Origin of the sequence: Erwinia sp. CGal63 (genome assembly GCF_037026505.1) — a bacterium.
Lineage (GTDB): Bacteria > Pseudomonadota > Gammaproteobacteria > Enterobacterales > Enterobacteriaceae > Erwinia.
The window spans coordinates 206,607-231,496 of sequence record NZ_JAKUMN010000005.1 but is presented as its reverse complement, the minus strand read 5'-3'; the positions used below and the strand labels follow the sequence as shown (position 1 = coordinate 231,496).

Annotated in this window: 19 protein-coding genes; 7 read left to right on the top strand and 12 right to left on the bottom strand. The window is 58.9% G+C overall.

Features of this window, described 5'->3' with window-relative positions:
- Nucleotides 1-6 precede the first annotated feature (6 nt).
- The 6 genes from MKZ79_RS16250 to MKZ79_RS16225 all read left to right on the top strand — a co-directional run bounded on the left by MKZ79_RS16250 (nucleotide 7) and on the right by MKZ79_RS16225 (nucleotide 9,225).
- Nucleotides 7-1,032 carry a LacI family DNA-binding transcriptional regulator gene (locus tag MKZ79_RS16250; protein WP_336143595.1) on the top strand — a complete coding sequence of 342 codons (1,026 nt, stop codon included), beginning with the start codon at nucleotides 7-9 and terminating at the stop codon, nucleotides 1,030-1,032.
- Nucleotides 1,033-1,294: 262 nt separating this feature from the next.
- The gene (gene sodA / locus MKZ79_RS16245; RefSeq protein ID WP_336143594.1) at nucleotides 1,295-1,912 is read left to right on the top strand and encodes a superoxide dismutase [Mn]; all 618 of its coding nucleotides are present in this window, start codon (nucleotides 1,295-1,297) and stop codon (nucleotides 1,910-1,912) included.
- 990 nt (nucleotides 1,913-2,902) lie between these two features.
- On the top strand, nucleotides 2,903-4,408 hold the full coding sequence (locus MKZ79_RS16240) for a sugar ABC transporter ATP-binding protein (protein ID WP_336143593.1): 1,506 nt from the start codon (nucleotides 2,903-2,905) through the stop codon (nucleotides 4,406-4,408).
- Nucleotides 4,405-5,409 carry an ABC transporter permease gene (locus tag MKZ79_RS16235; protein ID WP_336143592.1) on the top strand — a complete coding sequence of 335 codons (1,005 nt, stop codon included), beginning with the start codon at nucleotides 4,405-4,407 and terminating at the stop codon, nucleotides 5,407-5,409. The genes MKZ79_RS16240 and MKZ79_RS16235 overlap by 4 nt, the downstream gene beginning before the upstream one ends.
- 8 nt (nucleotides 5,410-5,417) lie before the next feature.
- On the top strand, nucleotides 5,418-6,479 hold the full coding sequence (locus MKZ79_RS16230; protein WP_336143591.1) for a sugar ABC transporter substrate-binding protein: 1,062 nt from the start codon (nucleotides 5,418-5,420) through the stop codon (nucleotides 6,477-6,479).
- Between the two features lie 430 nt (nucleotides 6,480-6,909).
- Nucleotides 6,910-9,225 (top strand): autotransporter outer membrane beta-barrel domain-containing protein, encoded by a 2,316-nt coding sequence (locus MKZ79_RS16225; protein WP_336143590.1) that lies wholly within the window; start codon nucleotides 6,910-6,912, stop codon nucleotides 9,223-9,225.
- A 37-nt stretch (nucleotides 9,226-9,262) separates the two neighbouring features.
- Here MKZ79_RS16225 and MKZ79_RS16220 read toward each other — a convergent pair whose 3' ends face one another.
- The 5 genes from MKZ79_RS16220 to MKZ79_RS16200 all read right to left on the bottom strand — a co-directional run bounded on the left by MKZ79_RS16220 (nucleotide 9,263) and on the right by MKZ79_RS16200 (nucleotide 14,555).
- Nucleotides 9,263-9,625 carry a YibL family ribosome-associated protein gene (locus tag MKZ79_RS16220; protein ID WP_336143732.1) on the bottom strand — a complete coding sequence of 121 codons (363 nt, stop codon included), beginning with the start codon at nucleotides 9,623-9,625 and terminating at the stop codon, nucleotides 9,263-9,265.
- A 70-nt stretch (nucleotides 9,626-9,695) separates the two neighbouring features.
- Complete coding sequence (locus tag MKZ79_RS16215) at nucleotides 9,696-10,235, bottom strand: MltR family transcriptional regulator (protein ID WP_336143589.1); 540 nt, start codon at nucleotides 10,233-10,235, stop codon at nucleotides 9,696-9,698.
- 62 nt (nucleotides 10,236-10,297) lie between these two features.
- A complete protein-coding gene (gene mtlD, locus MKZ79_RS16210) occupies nucleotides 10,298-11,446 on the bottom strand; it encodes a mannitol-1-phosphate 5-dehydrogenase (protein ID WP_336143588.1) in 1,149 nt (382 codons plus the stop codon).
- A 93-nt stretch (nucleotides 11,447-11,539) separates the two neighbouring features.
- Nucleotides 11,540-13,471 carry a PTS mannitol transporter subunit IICBA gene (locus MKZ79_RS16205; protein ID WP_336143587.1) on the bottom strand — a complete coding sequence of 644 codons (1,932 nt, stop codon included), beginning with the start codon at nucleotides 13,469-13,471 and terminating at the stop codon, nucleotides 11,540-11,542.
- Nucleotides 13,472-13,844: 373 nt separating this feature from the next.
- On the bottom strand, nucleotides 13,845-14,555 hold the full coding sequence (locus MKZ79_RS16200) for a DUF3053 domain-containing protein (RefSeq protein ID WP_336143586.1): 711 nt from the start codon (nucleotides 14,553-14,555) through the stop codon (nucleotides 13,845-13,847).
- 341 nt (nucleotides 14,556-14,896) lie between these two features.
- Between MKZ79_RS16200 and MKZ79_RS16195 the strand changes: the two genes are divergently transcribed.
- Nucleotides 14,897-16,804, top strand: a complete 1,908-nt coding sequence (locus tag MKZ79_RS16195; RefSeq protein ID WP_336143585.1) for a hypothetical protein — start codon at nucleotides 14,897-14,899, stop codon at nucleotides 16,802-16,804.
- A gap of 53 nt (nucleotides 16,805-16,857) precedes the next feature.
- Here the strand turns inward: MKZ79_RS16195 and MKZ79_RS16190 are convergent, their stop codons facing one another.
- Genes MKZ79_RS16190 through MKZ79_RS16160 form a run of 7 tightly spaced genes read right to left on the bottom strand, consistent with a single transcriptional unit; the run spans nucleotide 16,858 to nucleotide 24,620 of the window.
- On the bottom strand, nucleotides 16,858-18,459 hold the full coding sequence (locus MKZ79_RS16190; RefSeq protein WP_336143584.1) for a gamma-glutamyltransferase family protein: 1,602 nt from the start codon (nucleotides 18,457-18,459) through the stop codon (nucleotides 16,858-16,860).
- Nucleotides 18,460-18,474: 15 nt separating this feature from the next.
- A complete protein-coding gene (locus MKZ79_RS16185; RefSeq protein ID WP_336143583.1) occupies nucleotides 18,475-19,350 on the bottom strand; it encodes an ABC transporter permease in 876 nt (291 codons plus the stop codon).
- A 2-nt stretch (nucleotides 19,351-19,352) separates the two neighbouring features.
- Nucleotides 19,353-20,294 (bottom strand): ABC transporter permease, encoded by a 942-nt coding sequence (locus tag MKZ79_RS16180; protein WP_336143582.1) that lies wholly within the window; start codon nucleotides 20,292-20,294, stop codon nucleotides 19,353-19,355.
- Between the two features lie 15 nt (nucleotides 20,295-20,309).
- Nucleotides 20,310-21,824: an ABC transporter substrate-binding protein gene (locus tag MKZ79_RS16175; protein ID WP_336143580.1), complete on the bottom strand. Its 1,515-nt coding sequence runs from the start codon at nucleotides 21,822-21,824 to the stop codon at nucleotides 20,310-20,312.
- Nucleotides 21,821-22,912, bottom strand: coding sequence for an ABC transporter ATP-binding protein (locus MKZ79_RS16170; protein ID WP_336143579.1), 1,092 nt, complete (start codon nucleotides 22,910-22,912; stop codon nucleotides 21,821-21,823). The genes MKZ79_RS16175 and MKZ79_RS16170 overlap by 4 nt, the downstream gene beginning before the upstream one ends.
- Nucleotides 22,909-23,907, bottom strand: a complete 999-nt coding sequence (locus MKZ79_RS16165) for an ABC transporter ATP-binding protein (RefSeq protein ID WP_336143578.1) — start codon at nucleotides 23,905-23,907, stop codon at nucleotides 22,909-22,911. Before MKZ79_RS16165 ends, MKZ79_RS16170 begins: the two co-directional genes overlap by 4 nt.
- A complete protein-coding gene (locus tag MKZ79_RS16160; protein ID WP_336143577.1) occupies nucleotides 23,904-24,620 on the bottom strand; it encodes a FadR/GntR family transcriptional regulator in 717 nt (238 codons plus the stop codon). Before MKZ79_RS16160 ends, MKZ79_RS16165 begins: the two co-directional genes overlap by 4 nt.
- Nucleotides 24,621-24,890 lie beyond the last annotated feature (270 nt).

Here is a 24,890-nt window from a genome sequence, read left to right as displayed (position 1 = left end):
GAATGCATGGCAGAAAAACGGCGGCGCAGTACCGGGAAAAGTACGCTGGCCGATGTCGCCCGACTGGTTGGCGTCAGTACGATGACGGCATCACGCGCGCTGCGGATGCCGGAAAAAGTCTCTTCCGACATTCGCGAAAAAATCGATGCGGCGATAGCCGAGCTGGGCTATGTGCCTAACGTGCAGGCGCGCAATCTGGCTTCGGCTTCCTCAAAGCTGATCGCTATGGTGGTGCCCTCTTTCGCCACGCCGGGCTGTGCGGCGGTGTCGGAAGCGCTGCAGGAGATACTGCGGCCGCAGGGATACAACATGATGCTGGCCGAAGCCAGGCATTCGGCGGCTGGCGAAAACGACCTGATCGAAATGCTGCTCTCTTATAATCCGGCCGCGATGGTGCATTTTAACTTCGATAACGTGGAAACCGCGCACCGCTTATTAAGCAATTCTGGCTTGCCGGTGATGGATATCGGCGGCGTGCATCACGATTCGGCGGGCATCAGTATCGGCGTTGATTATGCTAAGGCGATCCGGCAGCTGATACAGGCGCTGGTGGAGAAGGGGTTTCGTCATCCGGGTTTGCTCTGTACGCAAACCAGCAACACGATTTTCGCCCAGCTGCTGAATGGCTGGCACAGCGGTATGCTGGCGCATAATCTGTCGCCGCATCGCGTGGTCACCTCGCCGCAGCCGCCGGGCTTCGCGACCGGCCATGCGCTGCTGGCGGATATCCGTCTGACCTGGCCCGAAATCGACGTGCTGATCTGCACGACTGACGAGGTCGCGTGCGGCGCGATTATGGCCTGTCATGCTGCCGGAATCGATATTCCCAGCCAGCTTGCCGTGGCGAGTATCGGCGGCGGTCATCTTTCAGCCGTTTGCTCTCCGCCATTGACCACCGTGACTTTGCCCTACGCCGAAATGGGCAGGCTGGCCGGCAAGCGCCTGCTGGCCGCTCTGCAGGGCGAAGATTTACCGGTATGGAACGAGCTGCCGGTAGAGCTGAAGCTGCGCGCCAGCACCGGGAAGCTATAGGAGGAAAAATCAGGAAAAAATACCCTGGGCGATGCCGACAATATCAGCGGCAGGCCATCTGTAATTGCCAGGGTAAAACGTAAAGCAGCAGCGCTAAGGCCAGAGAGCCTGGCGGCGGCGCATCGGTTGTCGATTATATCCCCATAAACGTCGGGGCATTGATAACCCTTTTCCAGATCATTAATTTAACTATAATGATCCGACTGCTTACGCGGCACTCCATCGGGACGTGCTGCTCAAAAAACCAATGGAGATGATGAACATGAGTTATTCACTGCCATCCCTGCCTTACGCATACGACGCACTGGAACCGCATTTCGACAAGCAGACGATGGAAATCCATCATACCAAACACCACCAGACCTACGTGAACAACGCCAACGCGGCGCTGGAAGGTACCGAATTCGCAAACCTGCCGGTTGAAGAACTGATCACCAAACTGGATCAGGTGCCTGCCGACAAGAAAACCGTGCTGCGTAACAACGCGGGCGGCCACGCTAACCACAGCTTTTTCTGGAAAGGCCTGAAAACCGGCACCACGCTGGGCGGCGAGCTGAAAGCGGCAATCGAAAAAGAGTTCGGCAGCGTTGAAGCGTTTAAAGAAGCTTTTGAAAAAGCGGCCGCTACCCGTTTCGGCTCCGGCTGGGCGTGGCTGGTGAAGAAAGACGGCAAGCTGGCCGTGGTTTCTACCGCTAACCAGGACAGCCCGCTGATGGGCGAAGCGATTTCTGGCGCTTCCGGCACGCCAATTATCGGTCTGGACGTGTGGGAACACGCTTACTACCTGAAATATCAGAACAAACGCCCTGACTACATCAAGGCGTTCTGGGAAGTGGTTAACTGGGATGTAGCGGCGGAAAACTTCGCTGCGGCTAAATAAGCCCAACCGCTTTTCTGTCAGACCGACGGCCCTGGCCGTCGGTTTTTTTTCGCCTGACGCGGTAAAAACCGCCCCGAAGGGCGGCTGGCTTACCTGCCCGTTACGCTGATAGTTATCGCCAGCGAATTGCCGGAAATAGTCCAGCTTCCTTTGCCGACTGACCACAGCGCGCCGGTAACAATGAGCACAATACAGATGTATCGTTTCATTGTGCGATCCCTGCACAGAATCGCTTCGCGGCGTCACCGCCGGTGATAACGTCACGAAAACAAGCACGGGAGAGTGCCTGTCGTTACGATCGTTGGACATCCTCTCCTGAAACCGGCGCCCGTTTGCTAAGACGGCGGAAAGGGCCGTTGAAAGAATAAACAGTTCGCCTGCCTGAAACCTTGACATCATCATGGGTATAGGCGATTATTTCGCCACGGGAGAGTGCTTGTTACATTGATAACAACACCTTGCTGCAAAGGCCGCTAACCGGAGCAGCGCAAAGAAACCGCCATCAGGGCGGTTTTTTTGTTTCTGCTGTTTCGCAATCTGCGGAAAAAACTATCTTGAAAAGCCGCTGAAAGGGTAAACAGCTTACCTGCCTGAAACCTTGACATCATCATGGGTATAGGTGATTATTTCGCCGCGGGGGTGTGCTTGTGTTGCAGTGACAACAAAGCCCTGCTGCAAAGGCCGCTAACCGATGCAGCACAAAGAAACCGCCACTACGGCGGTTTTTTTGTTTCTGCTCTCTGCTTTTTCTCCTCTCTTTTCTCTATTCCACCTGATTTTCTCGCCGTCACGATCGAGTGAAACACTAGCTAACCTCGCCATTACCTTTGTTTATGCTGCGTAACAAGATATCGTTAGTTTTAACCGCTTAAATGTCTGGGCGTCTGGATGGCTAATAACATTTCGTGTTAGCTTATACGCTTTCGTTCGTTGCCCGCCGTGATAAAGCATTAAAAAATAGAGCGGTTTCCCGGCCTGAGAGTGATTGCTATGACCGCAGTGAACCACCTTGAAATGCGGCAGATCGCCATCGCTTTTGGCGGTTTTGCTGCGCTTAACCACGTCGATTTTCGCCTTGATGGTGGCAGCGTCCATGCGCTGACGGGCGCGAACGGGGCCGGAAAATCCACGCTGATGGCCGTGTTGTCCGGCGCGTATGCGCATTACAGCGGCGAAATTCTGCTGGACGGCAAGCCGGTAACTATCCGCTCGCCGCGCGACGCGAAGCGGCTGGGCATCCATCTTGTACAGCAGGAAGTGGATGTGGCGCTGGTGCCGACGCTGAGCGTGGCGGAAAACATCATGCTGGATCGACTGGCCGAAGGCGGTCAGCTTTACAACTGGCGTGAAATCCGTAGTCAGGCCCGCGCGCTGCTGGCGCAGCTGGAAGTTTCTCTGGATGTCAGGCGCCGCATCGACCAGTGCACCCTGGCGGAAAAACAGCAGATCTTACTGGCTCGCGCGCTTTCTCATCACTGCCGTTTCCTGATTCTGGACGAGCCGACGGCGCCGCTGGATCAGCACGAGAGCGAACGTCTGTTCGCGGTGGTTCGCCGCCTGCAAAAAAGCGGTATTGGCGTGGTGTTTATCTCTCATCGCATTCATGAACTGCGCGCTATCTGCGATCGGCTTACGGTGCTGCGTGATGGACGCCTGATTGAAACGCTGCCGATGAGCGCGCTGAGCGGCGAGCAGATTGTGGAAAAGATGCTGGGCCACCAGTTAGAGGAGATTTATCCGCCGCGACGGCCGGTTCACAGCGATGAAACGCTGCTGCAGATCGAGGCGCTGCATGATGATGCGCTGCTGCACAATATCTCTTTAACGTTACGCAAAGGCGAGATTCTGGGCATCGCTGGCCTGGCTGGCGCGGGGAAAACAGAGTTGTGCAAAGCGCTGTTCGGCGCCCGCGACAGCCGTATCGGGCGAGGCGAGCTGCATGGCAAGCCCTGGAAACCCTCCACGCCTTCTGCCGCAGTCGCCAACGGCATGGCGCTAATCCCGGAAGAGCGCCGTAAAGAGGGCATCTTTATCGACGAATCGGTGGCGATGAACCTTAGCATCAGCGCGGACAACAGCTTTTCTCGCTGGGGGCTTTTCGGCCATAACCAGGCCTGGCGCTGGGCCGAGGAAATTATCCATAAGCTGGGCGTGCGCACCACTGGCCCGCAGCAGACCTTACGCCGCCTTTCCGGCGGCAATCAGCAGAAGGTGGCCATCGGCAAATGGTTACGTAACGACGCTGACGTACTGATTTTCGACGAGCCGACCAAAGGCGTCGATATCAAAGCCAAAACCGATCTTTTTACGCTGATCGACACGCTGGCCCGCCAGGGAAAGGGAATTATCTACGCATCGGGCGAGTTTGCCGAACTGGTAGGCCTGTGCGATCGCATCTGCGTATTGTGGGACGGCAAAATCGTGGCGGAGATGGACGCGCATCAGGCTGACGAAGAGACGCTTTTACTTTATTCCACCGGAGGAACGCCTGCGTGAGCAGCAAAGAACTTTCCCTGAAGGCGACGCCATTGCGGCGTCACCAGCTGTTCGAATTTCTCTATAAATGGGGAATGTTGCTGACGGTCGCGGTCTTGATCGCCGCTTTCGGTCTGGCCTCAGACAGCTTTCTTGAGCTGAATAACATCATCAATATCTTGCGCGCCATCGCTATTGTCACGGTGATAGCCGTAGGCGTATCGATCTCGCTGACGATCGGCGGTTTCGATCTCTCGGTCGGTTCCACGGCTTCGCTGGCGAACTCGCTGGTGATCTCGCTGTTCGTCTGGTACGGCTTCGGCTCGACCACGGCGATAGCCCTGACGCTGCTGCTCTGCACGCTGGTCGGCTTATTCAACGCCTTTCTGATCGTAGTGCTGAAGATCCCCGATATGCTGGCAACGCTGGCGAGTCTGTTTATCGTGCAGGGCGTGGCGATGACTTACAGTTTTGGCGGCTCTATCACGGAAAACATGGTGATGCCGAGCGGCGATATGGCGGAAGGCGCGATCCCGCCAGGCTTCTCGCTGCTGGGTCAGGTGCCGACCATCGTCATTATTATGCTGGCGGTAACCGTTGTGGCGCAGCTTGGCCTGTCGCTGACAAAACATGGGCGCCGCATGTACGCCATTGGCGGCAATGCGGAAGCGGCGCGCCTTTCCGGTATTCGCACCCATCGCTACCGCGTGCTGGCCTACGTGCTCGCCTCGCTGCTGGCCGGGCTGGGCGGCATTCTGCTGGCTTCGCGCATTGGTTCGTCACAGGTTAACGCCGGCGGCGGCTATCTGATGGACGCCGTCGCGGCGGCCTGGATTGGGCTGTCGCTGGCCGGTTCCGGCAAGCCCAACGCGCTGGGTACGCTGCTTGGCGCGGTGATTCTGGGCGTGTTGCAAAATGGCCTGGTCATGCTGTCGGTGCCTTACTACGCCATGGATATTATTAAAGGTCTGGTGCTGGCGGTAGCGCTGGCAATCACTTACATTCAGCGCCGCCAGGCGTAGGGATAACGATGAAAACTTTCACTCTTTCACTGCTGGCGATCGGCCTGCTCTCCAGCGCCACCGCTTTCGCCGATACGCCTGCTGTTCCGGCGGCCATCGCCAGTCACGACGGCCCAATCCGCGTCGCCGTTATTCGCAACCTGGGGTCGGACGACAACACTACCCAGTTTGTCGCTGGCGCTATTCAACAGGGACGTCAGCTGGGCTTTAAGGTCAGCACCTTTTTAAGCAACGGCGACGACGCGCGTTTCCAGGATTTTGTGAATCAGGCTATCAGCCAGAAATATGACGGCATTATTCTGTCGCACGGCAAAGATCCCTACTCTACGGCGCTGGTAAAGCGCATTGCCGACGCGGGCATTAAGGTGTCGGTGTTCGATACGCCGGTTAATCAGCCGGTAGCGGGCGTTACCGTCACCGCGCAGGATGACGCGTCGCTGGCGCAGCTCTCGCTCGATCGCCTGATCAAAGACAGCGGCGGCAAAGCCAATATCGTCAAGCTGTGGGTCGCTGGTTTTCCGGCGATGGAGCGCCGCCAGGTAGTGTATGAAAAAGTGCTGAAAGCGAATCCGGGCATTCATCAGCTGGAGTCTGTCGGCGCAGTCTCTTCCGATGTACAGGGCGACACCGCCAATAAAGTCGGTGCGATCCTCGCCAAGTACCCTAAAGGCAAGATTGACGCTATCTGGGCTTCCTGGGACGCCTTCGCGCAGGGCGCCAGCAAGGCGCTGCAGGAAAACGGCCGCACCGAAATTAAAATCTACAGCATCGACGCCTCTAACCAGGATCTGCAGCTGATGCGCGAGAAAAACAGTCCGTGGAAGCAGACAGTGGCGGTAGACAGCAAGCTGATCGGCGCCGTCAACATGCGGCTGATAGCGAATAAGCTGGCAGGCGAGGCGACACCGGCCGCTTATCAGTTTAAAGCCTCTGCCATCTCACAGGAGCAGCTGGCGGGCCAGAGCGTCAACGTCGCCACGCTGAACAAGATTATCCCGGGCTGGGGCGAGTCGAACGATTTTGTCGCGCCGTGGTTCGCCACCCTCGCGGAAAAATACGCAAAAAAATAAAAATGAGGAAAAGGCCCGCGAATGCGGGCTTTTTTTTGCCCTCAAAAAAGTCCGCGCTGTTTCTGCTGAGATCGTTGTTTACCTCGCCGTCGGTAAATTCATTGAATGCAATCGCCCCTGAGGTTATATTTTTCGCCACATTTTTTGATTTAAAGCCTCTTTGTTAAAATGAGGTGTAGACTTTGAAATATTAATAAGTTTATTTTGTTTGGCGAATAAAAATAAATACCTGCATTATTGGGTAATTTTAAATCTAATATATTTTATATAGGGTATAAAAATGGCAGTCCACCACTAATTTTCTCTGTTTGTAAAAACTCGAATGAAAAGACACTGGCCGCCAGCTTTGCGGTTGGGGTGGCGGTATGTGCGCCAACACATACCGCCCGTCGTCTCATTCATTTTATTTTCTGACGGAAAATGACCAATCATGAAAACGACAAAATCGATACTAGCAGGTGTTGCGGTTTCGCTCACCCCTTTGATGCCGCCTGAGGTTCGGGCCGCTTTTACAGAGAACGTAATCGCCGGGATACAGGTAACCGGCGAAGCCATTGACGGCAGCGGCGATAACAGTACGCAACAGGTCTACGGCACCGCTGCGGAGACAGTAATCCATGCCGGTGGCAAACAGATAATTCAGGCCGGCGGCGTGGTCGACGGCACGGTCGTCAATAGCGGCGGCACGCTGCAAAACCACGGCGGCGAGGATAACGACGTCGTGGTAAAGCCGGGCGGCGTCTTCACCCTGACGGGCCAGGCGGATAGCTATGCTGTTTCAAATCGCGCGCTGATTGAAGCTGGCGCAGCCGTGACCATTAATAACTACGTGAATACCAATAACTGGCTAATGGATGCCAGTTATAATGACTATCTTATTTTGCATGGCGCCAGTTCGATAATGAATAATACCGTGATTAATTCAGGAAAGCTCTGGATCCTGACCGGCACGGCAATCAATTCCACTTTGAATAGCGGTAATTTTGTTAACTTGCAGGGTAAAGACATTAATACGGTTATCAACGGCGGCGTTTATTTTTTGGGTGGCGCCACCGAAGCCTGGTCTGAAAATTTAACTATCAATAACGGCGCCTATGGGAATCTTAATTCCGGCACTATTAATAATGCCACCATAAACGGTTCGCTAATTGTTATGCCTAACCGTATTAATCCAGATACTTTGTCCTCTTTGCAGGGAACCATCGCCGTTAATGACGGCGCGCGGCTTATTATTGAAACCGGTGCCGATACCGGCAGCGCGGTCTACAGCGTTTCTGGTCTAATCGAACTTACCAGCAACGTCGGCTTGCCCGGCAAGTATGACTTTGCGCTTGGCGATGTCGCGCTGGCGGGTGGCACCGTCGCTTATGATACCTGCGGCTATTCTGTGCTGACGATGAAAACGCTTTCCGGCAGCGGCACTTTCCTGATGAACACCCGTCTCGCAGCACTGCAGGGCGATTTTCTCGCCGTTACAGGCAGCGCTGAGGGTAATTTCGAACTTTACGTCAGCGATAGCGGCGCCAGCCCGGCCAGCGACAAAGCACTGCAGGTCATCCAGACAGGCGGCGGCGAGGCGAGGTTTATCCTGGCGAACAGCGGCCACGTTGTGGATCTGGGAACTTACCAATATTACCTGGTGGCTGACGGCAAGGGCGGCTGGCTGCTGGCGCCGCGACCGGCCGAAGAACAGGACGTCGAGCCTTCTCCGGCGGAAGGAGAAGAGCAGGGCATTGAGCCGTCCCCGACGGAAGAGGCGGACATCCCCGACGACAATCAGCCGGATACGGATGCCGGAACAGAGACGCCGCCGGAAACTGCTAAGGACTATGCTATCTCGCCTGCCACTTCAGCTGTGCTGTCTGTAGCGACTGTCGATCCGCTGTTGTTCCGTCAGGAACTGGAAACGCTCGGCGAGCATTTAACTGCTGTCGACTCCTCCGTACACGATTACAGCTTCTGGGGCATGACAAATACTGGTCGGCTGAACGTCAGCGATAAGGCGGGCGCGGACTATCGTCTGCGGCTGAACTCGCTGACAATCGGCGCCGATCGCGCCTGGCGCGGCGAAAGCAGCCTGGCGCTACAGGGGCTGTTTTTCAGCTATGGCCGCAGCGATATGCGTTTTCGCGGTAGGGGGATCGGCAAAGCGGATATCGATAGCTGGTCTGGCGGCCTTTACGGTAGCTGGCGGCATGACGCGGGTTACTGGCTGGACGGCACGCTTAAACTGAATCGTTTTACGCATGAGATACGCGCCCGGATGTCCGGCGGCGGCGCGGCTGAGGGCCGCTATAACAGCGCCGGCGTCGGCGCCAGCGCGAAAGCCGGGAAGGATTTTGCCGTAGCGGCGGCCAGGATCACGCCGTGGCTTGCCGTTACCGGTTTTAACGGCAAAAGCAGCGAGTTATCGTTGAATAACGGTATGCGGGCGCGGATCGGCTCGCAGCGATCGCTGACGGCTGCGGCAGGCGTCAGGGTTGAAACGCTGGCGCGGATGGGTCCGATCGGACTCTATCCCTGGGCGGATATCAGCGTGGAAAGGGAAACGGTGCGCAGCAATCGCGTAAGGGTAAACGACGATGCGTTCCGCAACGATTTGAGTGGCAGCCGCGGCGTTTATCGCGTGGGCCTGCGGGCGGAGCCGTCGCCAACCTTCTCTGTGCATATGGGCGCCGGCTATATGCAAGGGCAACACGTAGCGTCGCCCTGGAACGTAACGGCAGGATTTAACTGGCGTTTTTAAGCCGGCGTGAACGGGCGCAAACGCGCCCGCTTATTCCTTAAAAGGCGGTTTTGGCGAAGCCTGTCACTTCTTTCAGGCCCATCTCACGGCCCAGCGCGGTCATGGGATGCACCACAATCAGGCCGCGCACGCTTTTCTTCAGCGCGCCCATATTAGCCTGCTCTTTTTTGGTGATAGCGCGATTAAAGGGCAGCTGCTTCAGCTTCTGCGCCTCTTTACTCAGCTTCTGCTCGCGTACGCCGCGCAGGCGCTCCAGCTCGACGACCAGCTTCTCTTTTTCTTTCAGCAGTTCGCCCAGCTTTTCCGCCTCGCCAGATTCCAGCAGCTGCGGCTCTTTACGCGTCAGGGCGTCCAGCTTGTCGCTAAGCGTTTTAATTTCTGTCTGGATTTGTTCTTTCATCATTATTAACCGTTGTGTGATTCATGAGGGCAAGGATACACGAAAGCGCCGGCAAGAGCAGGAAGCGCGGCTACTTTTTAAAAGCCTGGCGGGTACCGATAGGGGCGATCAGTCCGGTCAGCGACAGCACCAGCGTCGAGCGCACCACCTGCTGGTAGCGCTGCTGCAGCATGGCGTTCAGTGCGGCATCGTCGCTGCTGAAGTCGGGGCGCGGAGGCAGCGAGTCGACGCAGTGCAGCTCGCCGAAAGGGCCGAGCAGTTCGTCATCGGTGAAACGGTAGTCGACGCCTTCGTCGTTCAGCGCCTCGCGCAGCGCCAGCAGGAGTTCGGCGTCTTCATATTCGTTGCGGCCGATCACGCCCAGGCCATAGACCAGCTTCAGCCTGACCGAGAGTTCGCCCAGCGGTCCGTTGCCGAGCAGCAGCGGCTCCACCGCATATTTTACGGCGTAGTCATCCTTGCGGAACACCTGCACCACCAGCAAATCGACCGCTTCGCCCAGCAGCTCGACGGCCGCAGCGAAAAAGCTTCTGGCCGTACGCCCGGCGTTCAGGCGCTCCAGCACCCGATTTTCAAAAGCCTGGGGTTGTTCCATAAAAGCCTGCATCATTTATCCGTAACATCCTGGTCAGAAAAGGCCAACCGGGCCGAACGCGGCGGCCCGGCTGGCCGTTACGCCATGTCGTGCCAGGCCGCGACGACCGCTTTCACCACTTCGCTCTCCGCTTCAAGGCCGGAAACCTGCGCCAGCGTCGCCTGCACGCCCAGACGATCGATCAGATCGGCCAGCTCCTGCGCCTGCGGGTCCTGATCGCTGCGGTAGTGCAGCGCGGCGGCGATACCTTTCACCAGGTTAGCGTGCGGCAGCTGATACTCCAGCGTGCCCAGCGTCGGCTTGATCAGGCGATCGCCCGCGCTCAGCTTGCGCAGCGGCTGGCGACCTACACGCTCCACATCATCCTGCAGATAAGGGTTTTCAAAACGACCCAGAATTTTTTGAATATAGGCCGCATGTTTCTCCGCCTCGAAGCCGTAGCGCTTGATCAGCACCGCGCCGCTCTCTTCCATCGCGCCTTTTACGATCGCGCGCACTTTCTCATCCAGAATGGCGTCGCGGATCGTCGCGTGGCCCGCAAGCTGGCCAAGATAGGCGGTAATCGCGTGGCCGGTATTCAGCGTGAACAGCTTGCGCTCGACAAAAGCCATCAGGTTATCGGTCAGCTCCATGCCGGGAATGGCTGGCGGCTCGCCTTTAAACTGGGTCTGGTCGACGATCCATTCGCTGAAGGTTTCTACCGTCACTTCCAGCGGATCGGTGGTGCCGGCGGCGGATGGCGGCACGATGCGGTCTACGGCGGAGTCGACAAAGCCGACGTTCGCTTCCACCCAGGCGTGATGCTGCTCAGGTAAGGCTTTCAGCACGTGGCCTTTCAGCTGGCTGGTGCCGCGCACCATGTTTTCGCAGGCGATGATATTCAGCGGGCGCTCGTTGCCGCTTTCCTGACGGCGTACCAGCCCTTTGGCGATGCCGCCCGCGATACGCTCCAGAATTTGTGGGCCGACTGCCGTAGTGAGCAAGTCCACTTCCGCAATCAGCGGGATAATGTCGTCGCTGGCGCTGTTGACCGCGTTCACGCCCTTAACGGTTTCTACCTGCGCCTGTTCACCGACAACATGCACCGGATATTCGTGACGAGCGTTCAGCGCGTCCAGTACCGTCTGGTTAACGTCGGCGAAAGTGAGCTGTACGCCAGCGTCCGCCAGCAGCTTGCCGATAAAACCGCGGCCGATATTACCGGCGCCAAAGTGAAGAGCTTTCATAATTTTTCCCATATTGATGAAAGGCCGGACACGCCCGACCCGAAAAGAGAGCCGGGCATGCCCGGCCCTGGGGTAATTTGTAGTCTGAGACGCTTACGCTGGCTGTTTGCCTGACAGCAGATCCAGAACTTCCTGCACGTCGTTGGTGGTGGCGAGACGAGCGATAGTGCTGTCGTCATCCAGCGCGTTGGTCAGGCTGGTAATCACCTGAATATGCTCGTTATTGCGAGCCGCGATGCCGATGACCAGCTTAGCGATATCCTCTTCATCTTCGCCAAAGCGCACGCCCTGCGGATACTGACAGAATACGATACCCGTTTTCAGCACGCGATCTTTCGCTTCGATGGTGCCATGCGGCACGGCGATGGATTCGCCCAGATAGGTTGGCGTCAGCTTCTCGCGATCCAGCATCGCCTGCACATATTCTGGCTCGACATAGCCGCCTTTCACCAGCTGCTCGCCTGCGAAGCGGATCGCCTGCTCTTTATCCGTAGCGTGATTGCCGAGGAAGATATTGCTCGCGCCCAGTTTAAAGAGATGCTGCTGGCCGTCGTCATAGCTGTCGCTCAGCGCGGCGGTAACTTTTTCACGATGGCCTTCGCTGCGGTTCGCCTGCACCAGACGCGCCGTCAGGTCGGTGTAAAGGCCGCTGTCCAGGAAGTTGGTCAGCGAAATATGCTGCGCGTGTGGCGCCTGGCGGATCGCGCGCTCGGTGAGATCGCGATGGGTAATGACCAGATCCACATCGCCCGGCAGGTTATTGATGGCGGTATTGGTCACGGAGATATTGCTCAGACCCGCGTCGTTAACCTTTTTACGCAGCACGCCTGCGCCCATGGCGCTGGAGCCCATGCCCGCGTCGCAGGCCACGATGATTTTACGCACGTGGCTCAGATCGCCGTTGATGCCGTCGGTTGCAGAAGCGGTAGAGACGGTCTGGCCTTTGGACTGCGCTTTCATCTCGTTAACGCGACGCGCTGCCGCTTCGATATCGTCATCTTCTTTCACCTTGCTGGTTTTCAGCAGGACGGCGGAAACCACGAAGGAAACGGCGAAAGCAGCGACGATAGCGGCGATATTCGCGAAGTAGGCGCCTTTTGGCGTCATCGCCAGCACCGCCAGAATAGAGCCTGGCGAAGCCGGAGAAACCAGGCCGCCGTTCAGCAGCGTCAGCGTAAAGACGCCGGTCATGCCGCCCAGAATCACGGCGATAATCAGGCGCGGATTCATCAGCACATACGGGAAGTAGATTTCGTGAATACCGCCCAGGAAGTGGATGATCGCCGCGCCGCCTGCAGACTGTTTGGCGTTGCCGCGGCCAAAGAACATATAGGCCATCAGCACGCCCATACCAGGACCTGGGTTCGCCTCAATCAGGAAGAAGATAGATTTACCGGCTTCGCTGGCCTGCTGGATGCCCAGCGGCGAAAAGATACCGTGGTTGATGGCGTTGTTCAGGAACAGGATCTTCGCCGGCTCGACGAAAATAGAGGTCAGCGGCAGCAGATTGGTCTGCACCATCAGGTTGACGCCTGCGGCGAGAATATGCGACAGACCTTCCACCAGCGGGCCGATAGCCAGGAAAGCCAGAATCGCCAGCAGCATACCGATGATACCGGCGGAGAAGTTGTTGACCAGCATCTCGAAGCCGCTTTTGATTTTACCGTCAACGACCTGGTCGAACTTTTTAATCGCCCAGCCGCCCAGCGGCCCGACAATCATCGAGCCGAGGAACATCGGCATATCCGCGCCGACGATCACGCCCATAGTAGTAATCGCGCCAACCACGCCGCCGCGATCGCCGCCGACCAGACGACCGCCGGTATAGCCGATCAGCAACGGCAGCAGATAGGTGATCATCGGGCCGACCAGCTTGGCCATGGTTTCATTCGGCAGCCAGCCGGTAGGAATAAACAGCGCCGTGATAATACCCCAGGCGATAAACGCGCCGATGTTTGGCATTACCATGTTGCTCAGAAAGCGACCAAAGTTTTGCACTTTAATCTTGATATCTGATGAGGACATACAAGCACACCCCTTATTGGTACGCGCCGACAAGAGAGCGCGCTGAATTTTGTTTAAAACATTGCCCTGTGCAGGCGGACTCTAGCACGCGTTTTTGACGCTGCGTAGTCAGGGTACGAAGTGTGATCGAAATCACCGGATGAAGCGGTAATCGGGGGCTTGTTTAGTGATATGGGTCACGTAAAGGAGAGAAAATCGCCGGAATCTGTCTGATAATTAATCGGGTGGCAGGGTTGTATGTGATTGATATCACACTTTTATCGGCGGACTTTATGCTTAATACGTGATGTAGTTCACAAATTATTTTTAGCGGCGGGCGTTATCGTCTGCTGGCGAAACGGGTCGCAAAGCGCGCGACCCGAATCGAGAGAACTTACTGACTCTGCAGCGCGTTTTGCGCCTGGCCGAGCGCCTGAGCGTTGGCGGAGATATTGCTCATCAGCGTGTTGTACTGCGTAGCCTGCTGCTGGCTGGGGAACTGCACGGTCTGACCGTTGAAAGTCACCTGCGATCCCTGCTGCTGCAGGAAGTCGCCCGTTTGTACCGCGTCCTGACTCAGCTTCTGCAGAGCGGGCAGCAGAGGCAGCAGCGTGGTGGCCGGCTGCGTGACGACCTTGTTATAGAGGTTGTCATACACCGTTTTCAGCTCCGCTGGCTGCTTCAGCCCTGCTTTGCTGCTGTCGGCCTGGGTTTTCGCCGTCTGGATCTGCTGCGCCAGCACGTCCAGCGAACCGCTGGCCTGACGAAGAGACTCGCGGCGGGTCAGGTAGTCCTGCGGCGTGCGGATAGCGGAAAGCTCATCCACCACCGGCTTCAGGCCGCTGTCGATCGCGCGGTTAACCTGTTGGGTAAAGCCGTAAACAATCGCGTAGTCGCTGGCGTAATTGCCGAAGCGCTGTTTCTGATCCTCACTGAGCGCGGGCAGATGTTCGCCGCTGCGCATCGCCGTATTTTGCAGAAAATCGATAAAGGCTTTGCGCTGATCCGCTTCTTTATCGCCGCAGCCCGCCAGCTGAAAAACCAGCAGCAGTGCGATAAAAGGCGCCAGCAGGCGCGTCCAGCCGCGAAGGGTTCCTGTCGTCATCGGAAGTAACTCCTGTAATAAAAGGCTTACAAGCAAAAGGGCGACCTGTGTCGCCCCTGAAGAATAGTTCGCCTGGTGAGAATACGGCAAACTGTTGCCGAACCGTGAATAAATTTTATCAGGCCAGCTGCGGCTAACGATCTCCGTCGGTATATGACATATTTATGAATCGCATCACAAAACCATAAGTTTATCTTCTGACGATGAAACTTCACACGGGGAACTTTCACTCAGGGTTATCGTTGTGCGATGGGAAGCGGTGGTACTCATTTCACAAGGTTATAGCGTGCTGACGCCCGGCGTCGGCTTATTCGCAGCAGATAATCTATGGAGTGAGTAACATGGTCAATCACGTAGGCGGTCATGGGCGTCCTGTCGCCCCCGATCTTAATCAGAACGCAATGCAGCTGCAGCAGCGCGGCGCACAGGCGGCAAACGCTACGGCGGGCGTGGACGGCGCTGGCGAGGGGCGGCGACAGGAGATCGACCGCATCGCGCATCTGCTGGAGAACCATTTTCCGGGCGGAGCGGAAATCCGCAACCACCTGCATCAGAAAGCGACGGTGCTGTATGACGAAATCGGCCACGATGTCGATGATGTGAAAGCGACGCTCGCCAAAGCCGAAATGCTCGATCAGATTACCTCATTGCTCGAAGGCGGCGCTAACGCGCTTGGCTACGCGCTTTCCGGCGTGCCGGGAGATCTTATCGGTAAGGGGATCGCACAGCATCTGGGCCTGCAGCCAGGTACGCCAATGCACGATTTTGCCACGGGTATGGCGGGCGGCGTTACCGCAGTAGGGATGAAAGCGGTGCTGGAAAAAGTGCTCGATACCAGCCTGAAAGACACCAAATGGCTGCAGGCCGATGCGGAAAAGCTGGAGCCTTTTATGCAGGAAGTGATGAAAAAGCGGGACGGCGCCTTACACAAGATTGGTCAGGCGGGGATGGGCGGCCTGGGCTTTGATGCCCGTAACGTTATCACCGGCGGGCTTGCCGCCGGCACCCAGACGCTGCAAGAAAACGATCCGCGCAATCCGCCTGTGGGCATTCTTGCCGGCGCGGCAAAGCCGGGCTATATCGCCAATCAGTCCGTGGGTACCGTACTGACCGTGGCGGCAGGCTCCATGAGCGCCGTCGTACAGAATAAATACAATAAACTCCACGGCCCTGAATTCCTGTTTGGCCGCAGCGACTGGAAAGAGCGCTATAGCGCGCTGACCGATACTTCCGTTTCGGGTCAGCTGGTTAACGGGGCGAAAAACCGGGTCGCCACCGTGGCGAAAGATGCGGCGACTCTGCAGAAATGGGGAGCCGGTTTTGCCAACCTGCTCACCATCAATCAGCTGGCTGAAATGGTGGCGCTGGGCGCCGGACTTGGCGGCACCAATATCGCGAAGAGCGCCGCGCGCGACGGCGTGATGAAAGCCGCCATCGGCAATATGCCCATCAGCCCGCAGGATTTACTGACTAATCCGGCGTTCCGTGCTTTGCGGGAAGGCGCCGCGCAGGCGGCTAACTTGCCCACCGCCGCCCTGGCTTACTTCGGGCAGGGACTGGCAGGCGTGGGATCGTCGGCTGCAAAAAATCTTATGAAAAACGCCGCCATGAATGTCTACAGCAATGTGCGACAGGCTCACGCAACTAACACCGGCGCGGCGAACGCGGATAGCGATAGCCATTCATCAGCGATAACCGGGCAGGATGTTCCACTACCGGCGAGCCGGGCTTCATCAACGGTCACCGGGCAGGATGTTCCGCTGCCGTCAAGCCGGGCTTCATCAACGGTCACCGGACAGGATGTTCCGCTGCCGTCGAGCCGTGCCTCATCAACGGTCACCGGACAGGATGTTCCGCTGCCGTCGAGCCGTGCCTCATCAATAGCTACCGGGCAGGATGTTCCGTTACCGTCGAGTCGCGCTTCATCGATAGCTACCGGACAGGATGTTCCGCTGCCGTCGAGCCGTGCCTCATCAATAGCTACCGGGCAGGATGTTCCGCTGCCGTCGAGCCGGGCTTCATCGATAGCTACCGGACAGGATGTTCCGCTGCCGTCGAGCCGGGCTTCATCGATAGCTACCGGACAGGATGTTCCGTTGCCTTCCAGTGGCGACAGTTCGACAGCCGCTACGCCACATTCGGCAGAGAGCCGCAGCCCGACGCCGACCGGCTCGCAGAATGAGATGCTGGCGCAGCAGCTGGCCGAACGCATCGGTAAAATGGCGTCTCCATCGGATAAAACGGTTTAAAGGGCAGTAAAGCCAGAAAAAGCCGCGCCGGATTGGGCGCGGCCTCGCTCATCTTAAAAAACCAGCGCCTGCCCATCTTTGCGGCTTTCGGTGGCGGCGATCCAGAAGCCCTGCGGATCGCGGACGATCGCCTGCGCGCCGCCGAAGCTATAGGTTTGCAGCGGGTCTTCCACCACGATGTGATGGCCCATAGCGCGCAGCGCAGCGATCGTATTGCGATCGAACGCCGGCTCTACGATCACTTCCCGACCTTCCACCACTCGCCAGCGCGGCGCATCGATAGCCGCCTGAGGATTCTGCTTGTGCAGCATAATGCGCAGCGCCATCTGTAAATGTCCCTGCGCCTGCATCGGGCCGCCCATCACGCCGAACGACATCAGCGGCTGGCCGTCGCCATCCAGCGCGAAGGCCGGAATAATGGTATGGAAGGCGCGTTTGTTTGCCGCCACCACGTTGGGATGCGTCTCTTCCAGCACAAACCCTGCGCCGCGATTCTGCAGACTGATACCGGTATCGGGCACCACGACGCCAGAGCCGAAACCCATATAGTTGGACTGAATAAAAGAGACCATCATGCCGCTGGCATCGGCGGTGGAGAGATAGACCGTGCCGCTTTGCTGCGGCGCGCCAAAGGTGAAATCACCGGCCTGATTAGGGTCGATCAGCGCGGCGCGCTGCTTAAGATAGTCGTCGCTCAGCAGCAGTTCCGCCGGAAACGCCATATGCTCTTCATCGGCGATATAGCGCTCCAGATCCACCAGCGCCAGCTTCATCGCCTCGATGGAAAGATGCAGCCACTGCACGGAATCGGGCTCGTAGCGGCCGATATCCCACTGCTCCAGAATGCCCAGCGCCATCAGCGTGGCGATGCCCTGGCCGTTGGGCGGCAGCTCCTGCACCGAACCGCCTGCGAAAGGACGGGAAAGCAGCGTTACCCAGTCGGCGCGATGGTTTTTCAGATCGTCCAGCGTCAGGGCCGCGCCGTGCTCTTTGGCGAAGGCGGCGATCTTTTCCGCCAGCTCGCCGCGATAAAAAGCTTCGCCGTTGCTGGCGGCGATTTTCTCCAGCGTCGCGGCCTGGCAGGGATTGCGGAACAGCTCGCCCACGCGCGGCGGACGCCCTTCTGGCGCGAAACAGGCGCTGAAACCTGGCTGGTCGCGCAGCTTCTCATAACCGCGCTGCCACAGATGGCCGATCAGCGGCGAAACCGGGAAGCCGTTGCGCGCATAGTCGATGGCGGGCTGCGCCAGCGTGGTCAGCGGCAGCGTGCCGAAGCGTTCCGCCAGCTCGACCCAGGCGGAAACCGCGCCCGGCACGGTCACGGAATCCCAGCCGATCTCCGGCATCGCCTGCAGATGGGCGAACGTCTCGCGCGACCAGGCGGCAGGCGCGCGGCCTGATGCGTTCAGCGCGTGCAGCTCGTTGCCGTCCCAGACAATAGCGAAAGCGTCGCTGCCGATGCCGTTGCCCGTCGGTTCCACCACGGTCAGCGCGATAGCGGTAGCGACCGCCGCGTCTACCGCGTTGCCGCCCAGCTGCAGCATTTTAATTCCGGCCTGCGCCGCCAGCGGCTGCGAGGCGGCCACGGCGTTGCGGCCCATCATCGGCACGCGGTAAGAAGGGTAGCCCACGTTAAAATCACTGATTCCACTCATAGCGGTTCCTTAGAATTAATCGTTGCGCGGATCGAGCGCGTCGCGCAGTCCGTCGCCCAGCAAGTTAAAGCCCTGCACAATCAGAAAAATGGCGAGGCCAGGAAAGATCGACATCCAGGGCGCCTGCTCCAGAAAGCCTTTAGCGGTATTGAGCATCGCGCCCCAGGAAGGATTGGGCGGCTGCTGGCCCAGGCCCAGAAACGACAGGCTCGCTTCGGTAATAATGGCAGAGGCTATCGCGAGCGTGGCCTGCACCAGGATCGGCGACAGTACGTTGGGCAGCACGTAGCGCAGCACTATCCAGCGGTCAGGCAGGCCGATGGCGCGCGCGCCGTCGATATATTCTTCGTTGCGGATAGCGATAACCTGGCCGCGCGTCAGCCGGGCGAAAATCGGCATGGCGGAGAGGCCGATAGCGATCATCGCGTTGCCCAGGCTGGGGCCGAGAAAAGCGCCCAGCGCAATCGCCAAAATCAGAAACGGGCAGGCCAGCAGCGCTTCGATAAAGCGCGAGATCACACCGTCCCAAATCCCCTGCCAGTAGCCGGCGATCAGCCCCAGCGGCACGCCGATCAGAATGGCGATGGCGACCGAAATGCAGCCCGCCAGCAGCGAGGTGCGCGCGCCCCAAACCATCCGCGACAGAATATCGCGGCCTAACTCGTCGGTGCCGAACCAGTGCAGCGCGGATGGCGCTTTGCGCACCGCCAGAAAGTCCGCTTTAATCGGATCGAACGGCGTCAGCCAGGGCGCCAGCAGCGCCACGGCCACAAACAGCGTGACGATAACCGCGCCGATCATCGCGCTTTTATTGCCGAGAAATTTCTTCAGCACCCGATTGGCGGGTTTGCGCAGCGGCGCCGCGCCGCCCGCCGTCAGAACTTCGCTCATGGTCAGCCTCGCATTTTCGGGTTAATCAGCACGTAGAGCACGTCGGCCAGCAGGTTCAGCAGCAGAAAACCAATAGCGACCACCAGCACCACGCCTTGCACCACGGCGTAGTCGCGGTTGAAGACCGCGTCGACGATCATTTTGCCGAAGCCGGGCAGGGTAAAAACCTGCTCGGTCAGCACCGCGCCGCCCAGCAGCTCGCCGAACAGCAGCGTGGTCAGGGTAATCACCGGCACCAGCGCGTTGCGGAAAGCGTGCTTCAGGATCACCGTTTTCGGCAGCAGCCCTTTGGCCTTCGCCGTGCGGATATAGTCCGCCTTCAGCACCGCGATCATCGACGCGCGGGTATGGCGCATCAGCGTGGCGGCCAGGCCGGTGCCGAGTACCAGCGCGGGCAGCAGCAGCGTTTTCAGGTTCTGCGCCAGCCCTTCGCTGATGCTGACGTAGCCGGAAGCGGGCAGCCACTGCAGATGAACGGAAAAGAGCAGGATCAGCAAGATACCCAGCCAGAAGTGCGGCACCGAAATACCGGAGAGCGCCGCGAAATTGGTGGCGTGATCGACCCAGCTGTTTTTCCGCACCGCCGCGGCGATGCCCAGGCTGATGCCGACCAGCAGCGCCACGATCATCGCCAGCAGCGACAGCTCCAGCGTTACCGGCAGCTTGCTGGCGATAAGCTTAGTGACCGGCTCCTGAGTCCGCAGCGAGGTGCCCAAATCGCCCTGCAATGCGCTGCCCAGCCAGTGGAAATACTGCACGGGCAGCGGATCGTTCAGGTGATAGTGCTCCCGCAGCTGGGCTATCACCGCCGGATCGCGCTCTTCGCCCGCCATCGCCAGAATGGGATCGCCCGGCAGCAGCTTTTGCAGCGAGAAAACCATGATGCTGACCAGCAGTAGCGTCGGGATCGCCAGCAGCAGGCGTTTAAAAATCAGTTCCGGCATAATTGCTCCCGCTTGTTACTGCGCCATTTGCACACCGGCCAGGCGTACCAGCCCGTCCGGCCAGGCCTTAAAGCCCTGCAGTTTGTTGCTCATGCCGAAAATGCGCGGCTCAAAATAGAGGTAAGCGATCGGCATATCGGTTTGCAGCTGATGAACCACCTTGTCGTAAAGCGCCTGCCGCGCGGCCTTGTCGTTGGTGCGACGCGCTTCGGTCAGCCACTGGTCAACCTGCGGGCTGGCGTAGCGGCCATCGTTGAGCGTGCCTTTGCTGTCGATAAACGAAAAGATGCTGCCGTCGGGATCGGGACGGCCCGACCAGCCTGAGAGGCTGAGCTGGTAGTCGCCGCGCTGCTGGCGATCCAGCAGGGTAGCGAACTCGCTCATCTGCAGATTGACGTTAAAACCGGCCTCGCCGACCATCGCCTGAATCACCTGGCCGACCTGCTGGGAAGTCGGGTTATTGGTGACCAGCAGCGTCACGTTAATCGGCGTTTTCACGCCTGCGGCGGCCAGCAGCGCTTTGGCTTTTTCCACATCACGCGCGGGAACTGGCAGATTGACGTGATAAGGGCTGACGGGTGAAAACGCCTGATTCGCAGGCGTGTACTGGCCTTCAAACGCCACCTGGTTTAGCGCGTCGCGATCGATAGCCAGCGAAAACGCCTCGCGCACGCGGGCATCTTTAGCGAACGGATTATCGGGCGCGACCTTGCCGTTGGCGATGTTAAAGGTAATGCCCTGATAGCCAAGCCCGGTGACTTTCACCAGGCTCAGGCGGCTGTCGGCGAGCACCGTTTTCACGTCGCTGGCGGCGATGCCTTCGGTAAGATCCAGATCGCCCGAGCGCAGGTTAGCCAGCCGCACCGAGGCGTCCGGAATCGGCAGAAACACCACTTTGTCAAAGTGATACGCGCCTTTGTTCCAGTAGTTTTCAAAGCGCTTCAGCACGATGCGATCCTGCTGCACGCGGCTGTCGAACTGATAAGGCCCGGAGCAGACCGGATGCGTGGCGAAATCGGGCTTCGCGGCGGCCTGCGGCGCCAGCATCGCGCCGGCGCGGTCGCTGAGCTGGCTGAGCAATGCGGCATCAGCGTTCTTCAGATGAAAAACCACCTGCGAAGGCGAGGTCACCTCCACCGACTCAATGGAAGAGATTTCGCTTTTACGCAGCGAGCCGGGCAGCGTCAGCGCGCGCTCGATATTGAACTTCACCGCCGCTGCGTCAAATTTTTCGCCATCCTGGAAGGTGACGCCCTGGCGCAGATTCATGGTCAGCGTTTTGCCGTCGTCGCTCCATTTCCAGTCGGTGGCGAGGCCCGGCACAATCTGCAGTTTCTCATCAATATCTACCAGACGGTCGCACATGGCGGCAAACACAAAGCGGCCATAGTAGGTACGGGCAAGGTGCGGATCGAGCATATCGGGATCGGCGCCCAGGCCGATGCGCAGCGTGCTTTCCGCCTGCGCGGAGAGGCTTCCCAACAGCAACAGGCTGCCGGCAGCGGTTAATAACTTATGGCGTAGCTTCATGGCGTCACTTCTCCAGAGAGGGATAAAGAGCGGCTTGCCACCGCCCGATCGAACAGCGCGCGGCGGCGCAGAAAAGCTTCAGAAGGCGGCGTAACGGCAATCATGCTGCGATCGCGATTAATCTCCTGCCAGCGGTGACAGGCGACCTGGCGACCACCTGCAATAATCTGCTGGATCGGTTCCAGCAGGCGGCATTCGTCGCTGACGTGCGGACAGCGCGTATGGAAACGGCAGCCGGAAGGCGGCGCGGCCGGGTTGGGCAAATCGCCCTGTAATACCGGGATCTGGCGGGCGGCGCCGGGCCGCAGACGTGGCGCGGAGGCGATCAGCGCCTGGGTATAGGGATGCAGCGGCGCGTCGAAAATCTCCTCTACCGTCGCCAGCTCGACAATCTGCCCCAGATACATCACCGCCACGCGGTCGCTCATATGGCGGATGACGCCCAGGCCGTGCGCCACCACGATCAGCGTCAGGCCGAACTGTTGCTTCAGGCTTTCCAGCAGATTGACCACCTGCGCCTGCACCGAGACGTCCAGCGCGGAAACCGGTTCGTCGCCCAGCAGCAGTTTCGGCCCGGAGGCCAGCGCGCGCGCAATGCCGATACGCTGGCGCTGGCCGCCGGAAAACTCGTGCGGATAGCGGCGCGCCCAGGCGGCGGGCAGCCCGACGGTTTGCAGCAGATCGACCACTTTTTGCTGCCGATCGCTGGCCGAAAGCGATTCGTGCAGCCATAAAGGCTCGCCGACGATGCGCTCTACGGTCATGCGCGGGTTCAGCGAGGCGAACGGGTCCTGAAAGATAATCTGCAGTTCGCGGCGCAGCTGGTTCAGGCGCGCGCCGCTGGCGCGGGTAATCTCTTCGCCCTGATAGAAAACTTCGCCCTGCGAAGGCTTCAGCAGCCGCAGCAGCAGGCGGCCCAGCGTTGATTTGCCGGAGCCGGATTCGCCGACGATGGCCAGGGTTTCGCCCGGCATCACCTTCAGGGAGATACGGTCGACCGCCGTAACCTGCGTATTGCGCTTAAACAGGCGCGTTGGCCCGGCGAAGCGCTTGCTTAAATCGGTGCATTCGAGAATGGGCTGAGTCATGCGTATTCTCCTGAAGTAACGTGCTCTTCCAGCGGCGCGCGAAAACAGGCGACCTGGTGACGCGGGCCAAGATTTTTCAGCGAGGGCTTGTGCTGACGGCAGCGCGGTTGCACGAAAGGGCAGCGGGTAGCGAAGCGGCAGCCCGCCGGCATCTGCTCAGGCAGCGGCACGGCGCCGGGAATGGTGGCGAGCGTTTCGGCGCGCGCGTCAGGATTGGGGATAGAACCCATCAGGCCGATGGTGTAAGGATGCTGCGGATCGTTGAAGATTTCCGCCACGTCGCCGGTTTCCACTACCTGTCCGGCGTACATCACCGCCACGCGCTGCGCCACTTCCGCCACCACGCCTAAATCGTGCGTGATCATCAGCACCGCCGTGCCGGTTTCCTGCTGCAGCTTGTTCAGCAGCGCGAGGATTTGCGCCTGGATGGTCACGTCGAGCGCGGTAGTCGGCTCATCGGCGATCAGCAGCTTAGGCCGGTTAATCAGCGCCATTGCAATCATCACGCGCTGGCGCATCCCGCCGGAGAGCTGGTGTGGATAAGCTTTCAGCCGCATTTCCGCTGCCGGGATCTGCACCTTTTCCAGGAGGGTCAGCGCGCTCGCCATCGCCTCGCGTTTGCCGACGTGATGGTGGCGCATCACGGCTTCGCTTAGCTGATCGCCCAGCGTAAAAGAGGGGTTCAGCGAGGTCATCGGCTCCTGAAAAATCATCGCCAGCTGGTTGCCGCGCAGGTCGGCGTAATCGCGCGGCGTTAGCGTGCGCAGATCGCGGTCAAGAAAGGTCATCGTGCCCTGACGGATTTCCGCGCTGTCGGGCAGCAGGCCCATCAGCGCCAGCGAAGTAATGCTTTTGCCGCAGCCGGATTCGCCGACCAGCGCGAGGGTTTCGCCCGCCTGCACCTGGAGCGAAATATCATCCAGCACGCTGACCGGCGATCCCTTAAACCTGACGTTAAGCTGGCGCAGATCCAGCACCGGAGCGGTAGCGCTCATAGCCGATCCTCCTCACCGCAGTTAATGGCTTCAATCAGCGCCTGTTGCAGCGCCAGTAGGTGTTCGCGCATCGCCGTCGCCGCTTCCTGCGGCTGTCGGCTGGCGATAGCGTCCGCCAGCCGCTGATGGTGATGGTCATAGCTGTGCAGACGATCGGCGGTGCGCGCCAGCTCACGCAGATGCTGCCAGCCCGGCTCGCGGCGCACGGCGTCGACCGCGTCGAACAGGCCCAGCAGCAGGTGATTGCCCGCCGCTTCGGCAATGGCGCGATGAAAAGCGCTGTCCCACAGCTCGTGCTGGTCGCCGTCCTCCAGCGCGATCTGCTGCATACGCTCCAGCAGCCGCCGCATCAGCGCGATCTGCTCGCCGCTGGCGCGCAGGGCGGCCAGACGCGCCAGTCCAGGCTCAAGCTGGATACGCGCCTCCATGACTTCCAGCAGGTTGGAGCGCTGCGGCAAATCCTGCAGCACCAGAGGCTGCACCGGCGCGGCGGGGCCGACGAAGGTGCCTTTGCCCTGTTTACGCCAGATGCGGCCTTCCTCTTCCAGCACGTCCAGCGCCCGACGAATTTCGCGGCGGCCTACGGTAAAGCGTTCCGCCAGCTCGCGTTCGCCGGGCAGCGGCTGGGTTGGCTGCAGGCTCTGCTGCTGGATTAGCTGGCGCAGCTGCTCCAGCGCGCTATGTGAACTGATGGACTGCGGCGTATCACTCATAATTGGTTCGCTTCTTTACTTTGTGATCCCACGTGCGGACGGCATGAAAGCGCTGGCTCAGCCGAGGCACGTTCCCCACAGAAACAGAGGCAAAAAGCGAACCACTATTGAAGTGGTTCGGGTGAATTCGGATTTTTTTTACATAAGCCTATGAATTGAATAGAGAACAATCTCAGAGAGCGGAACGGCAATGCAACGCTGAAAAGTTGAAATGCTTGCTTATGGTGCGGTAGCGCTCTTCGTTAGTGCGCACATCATGCCAGGCTGGTG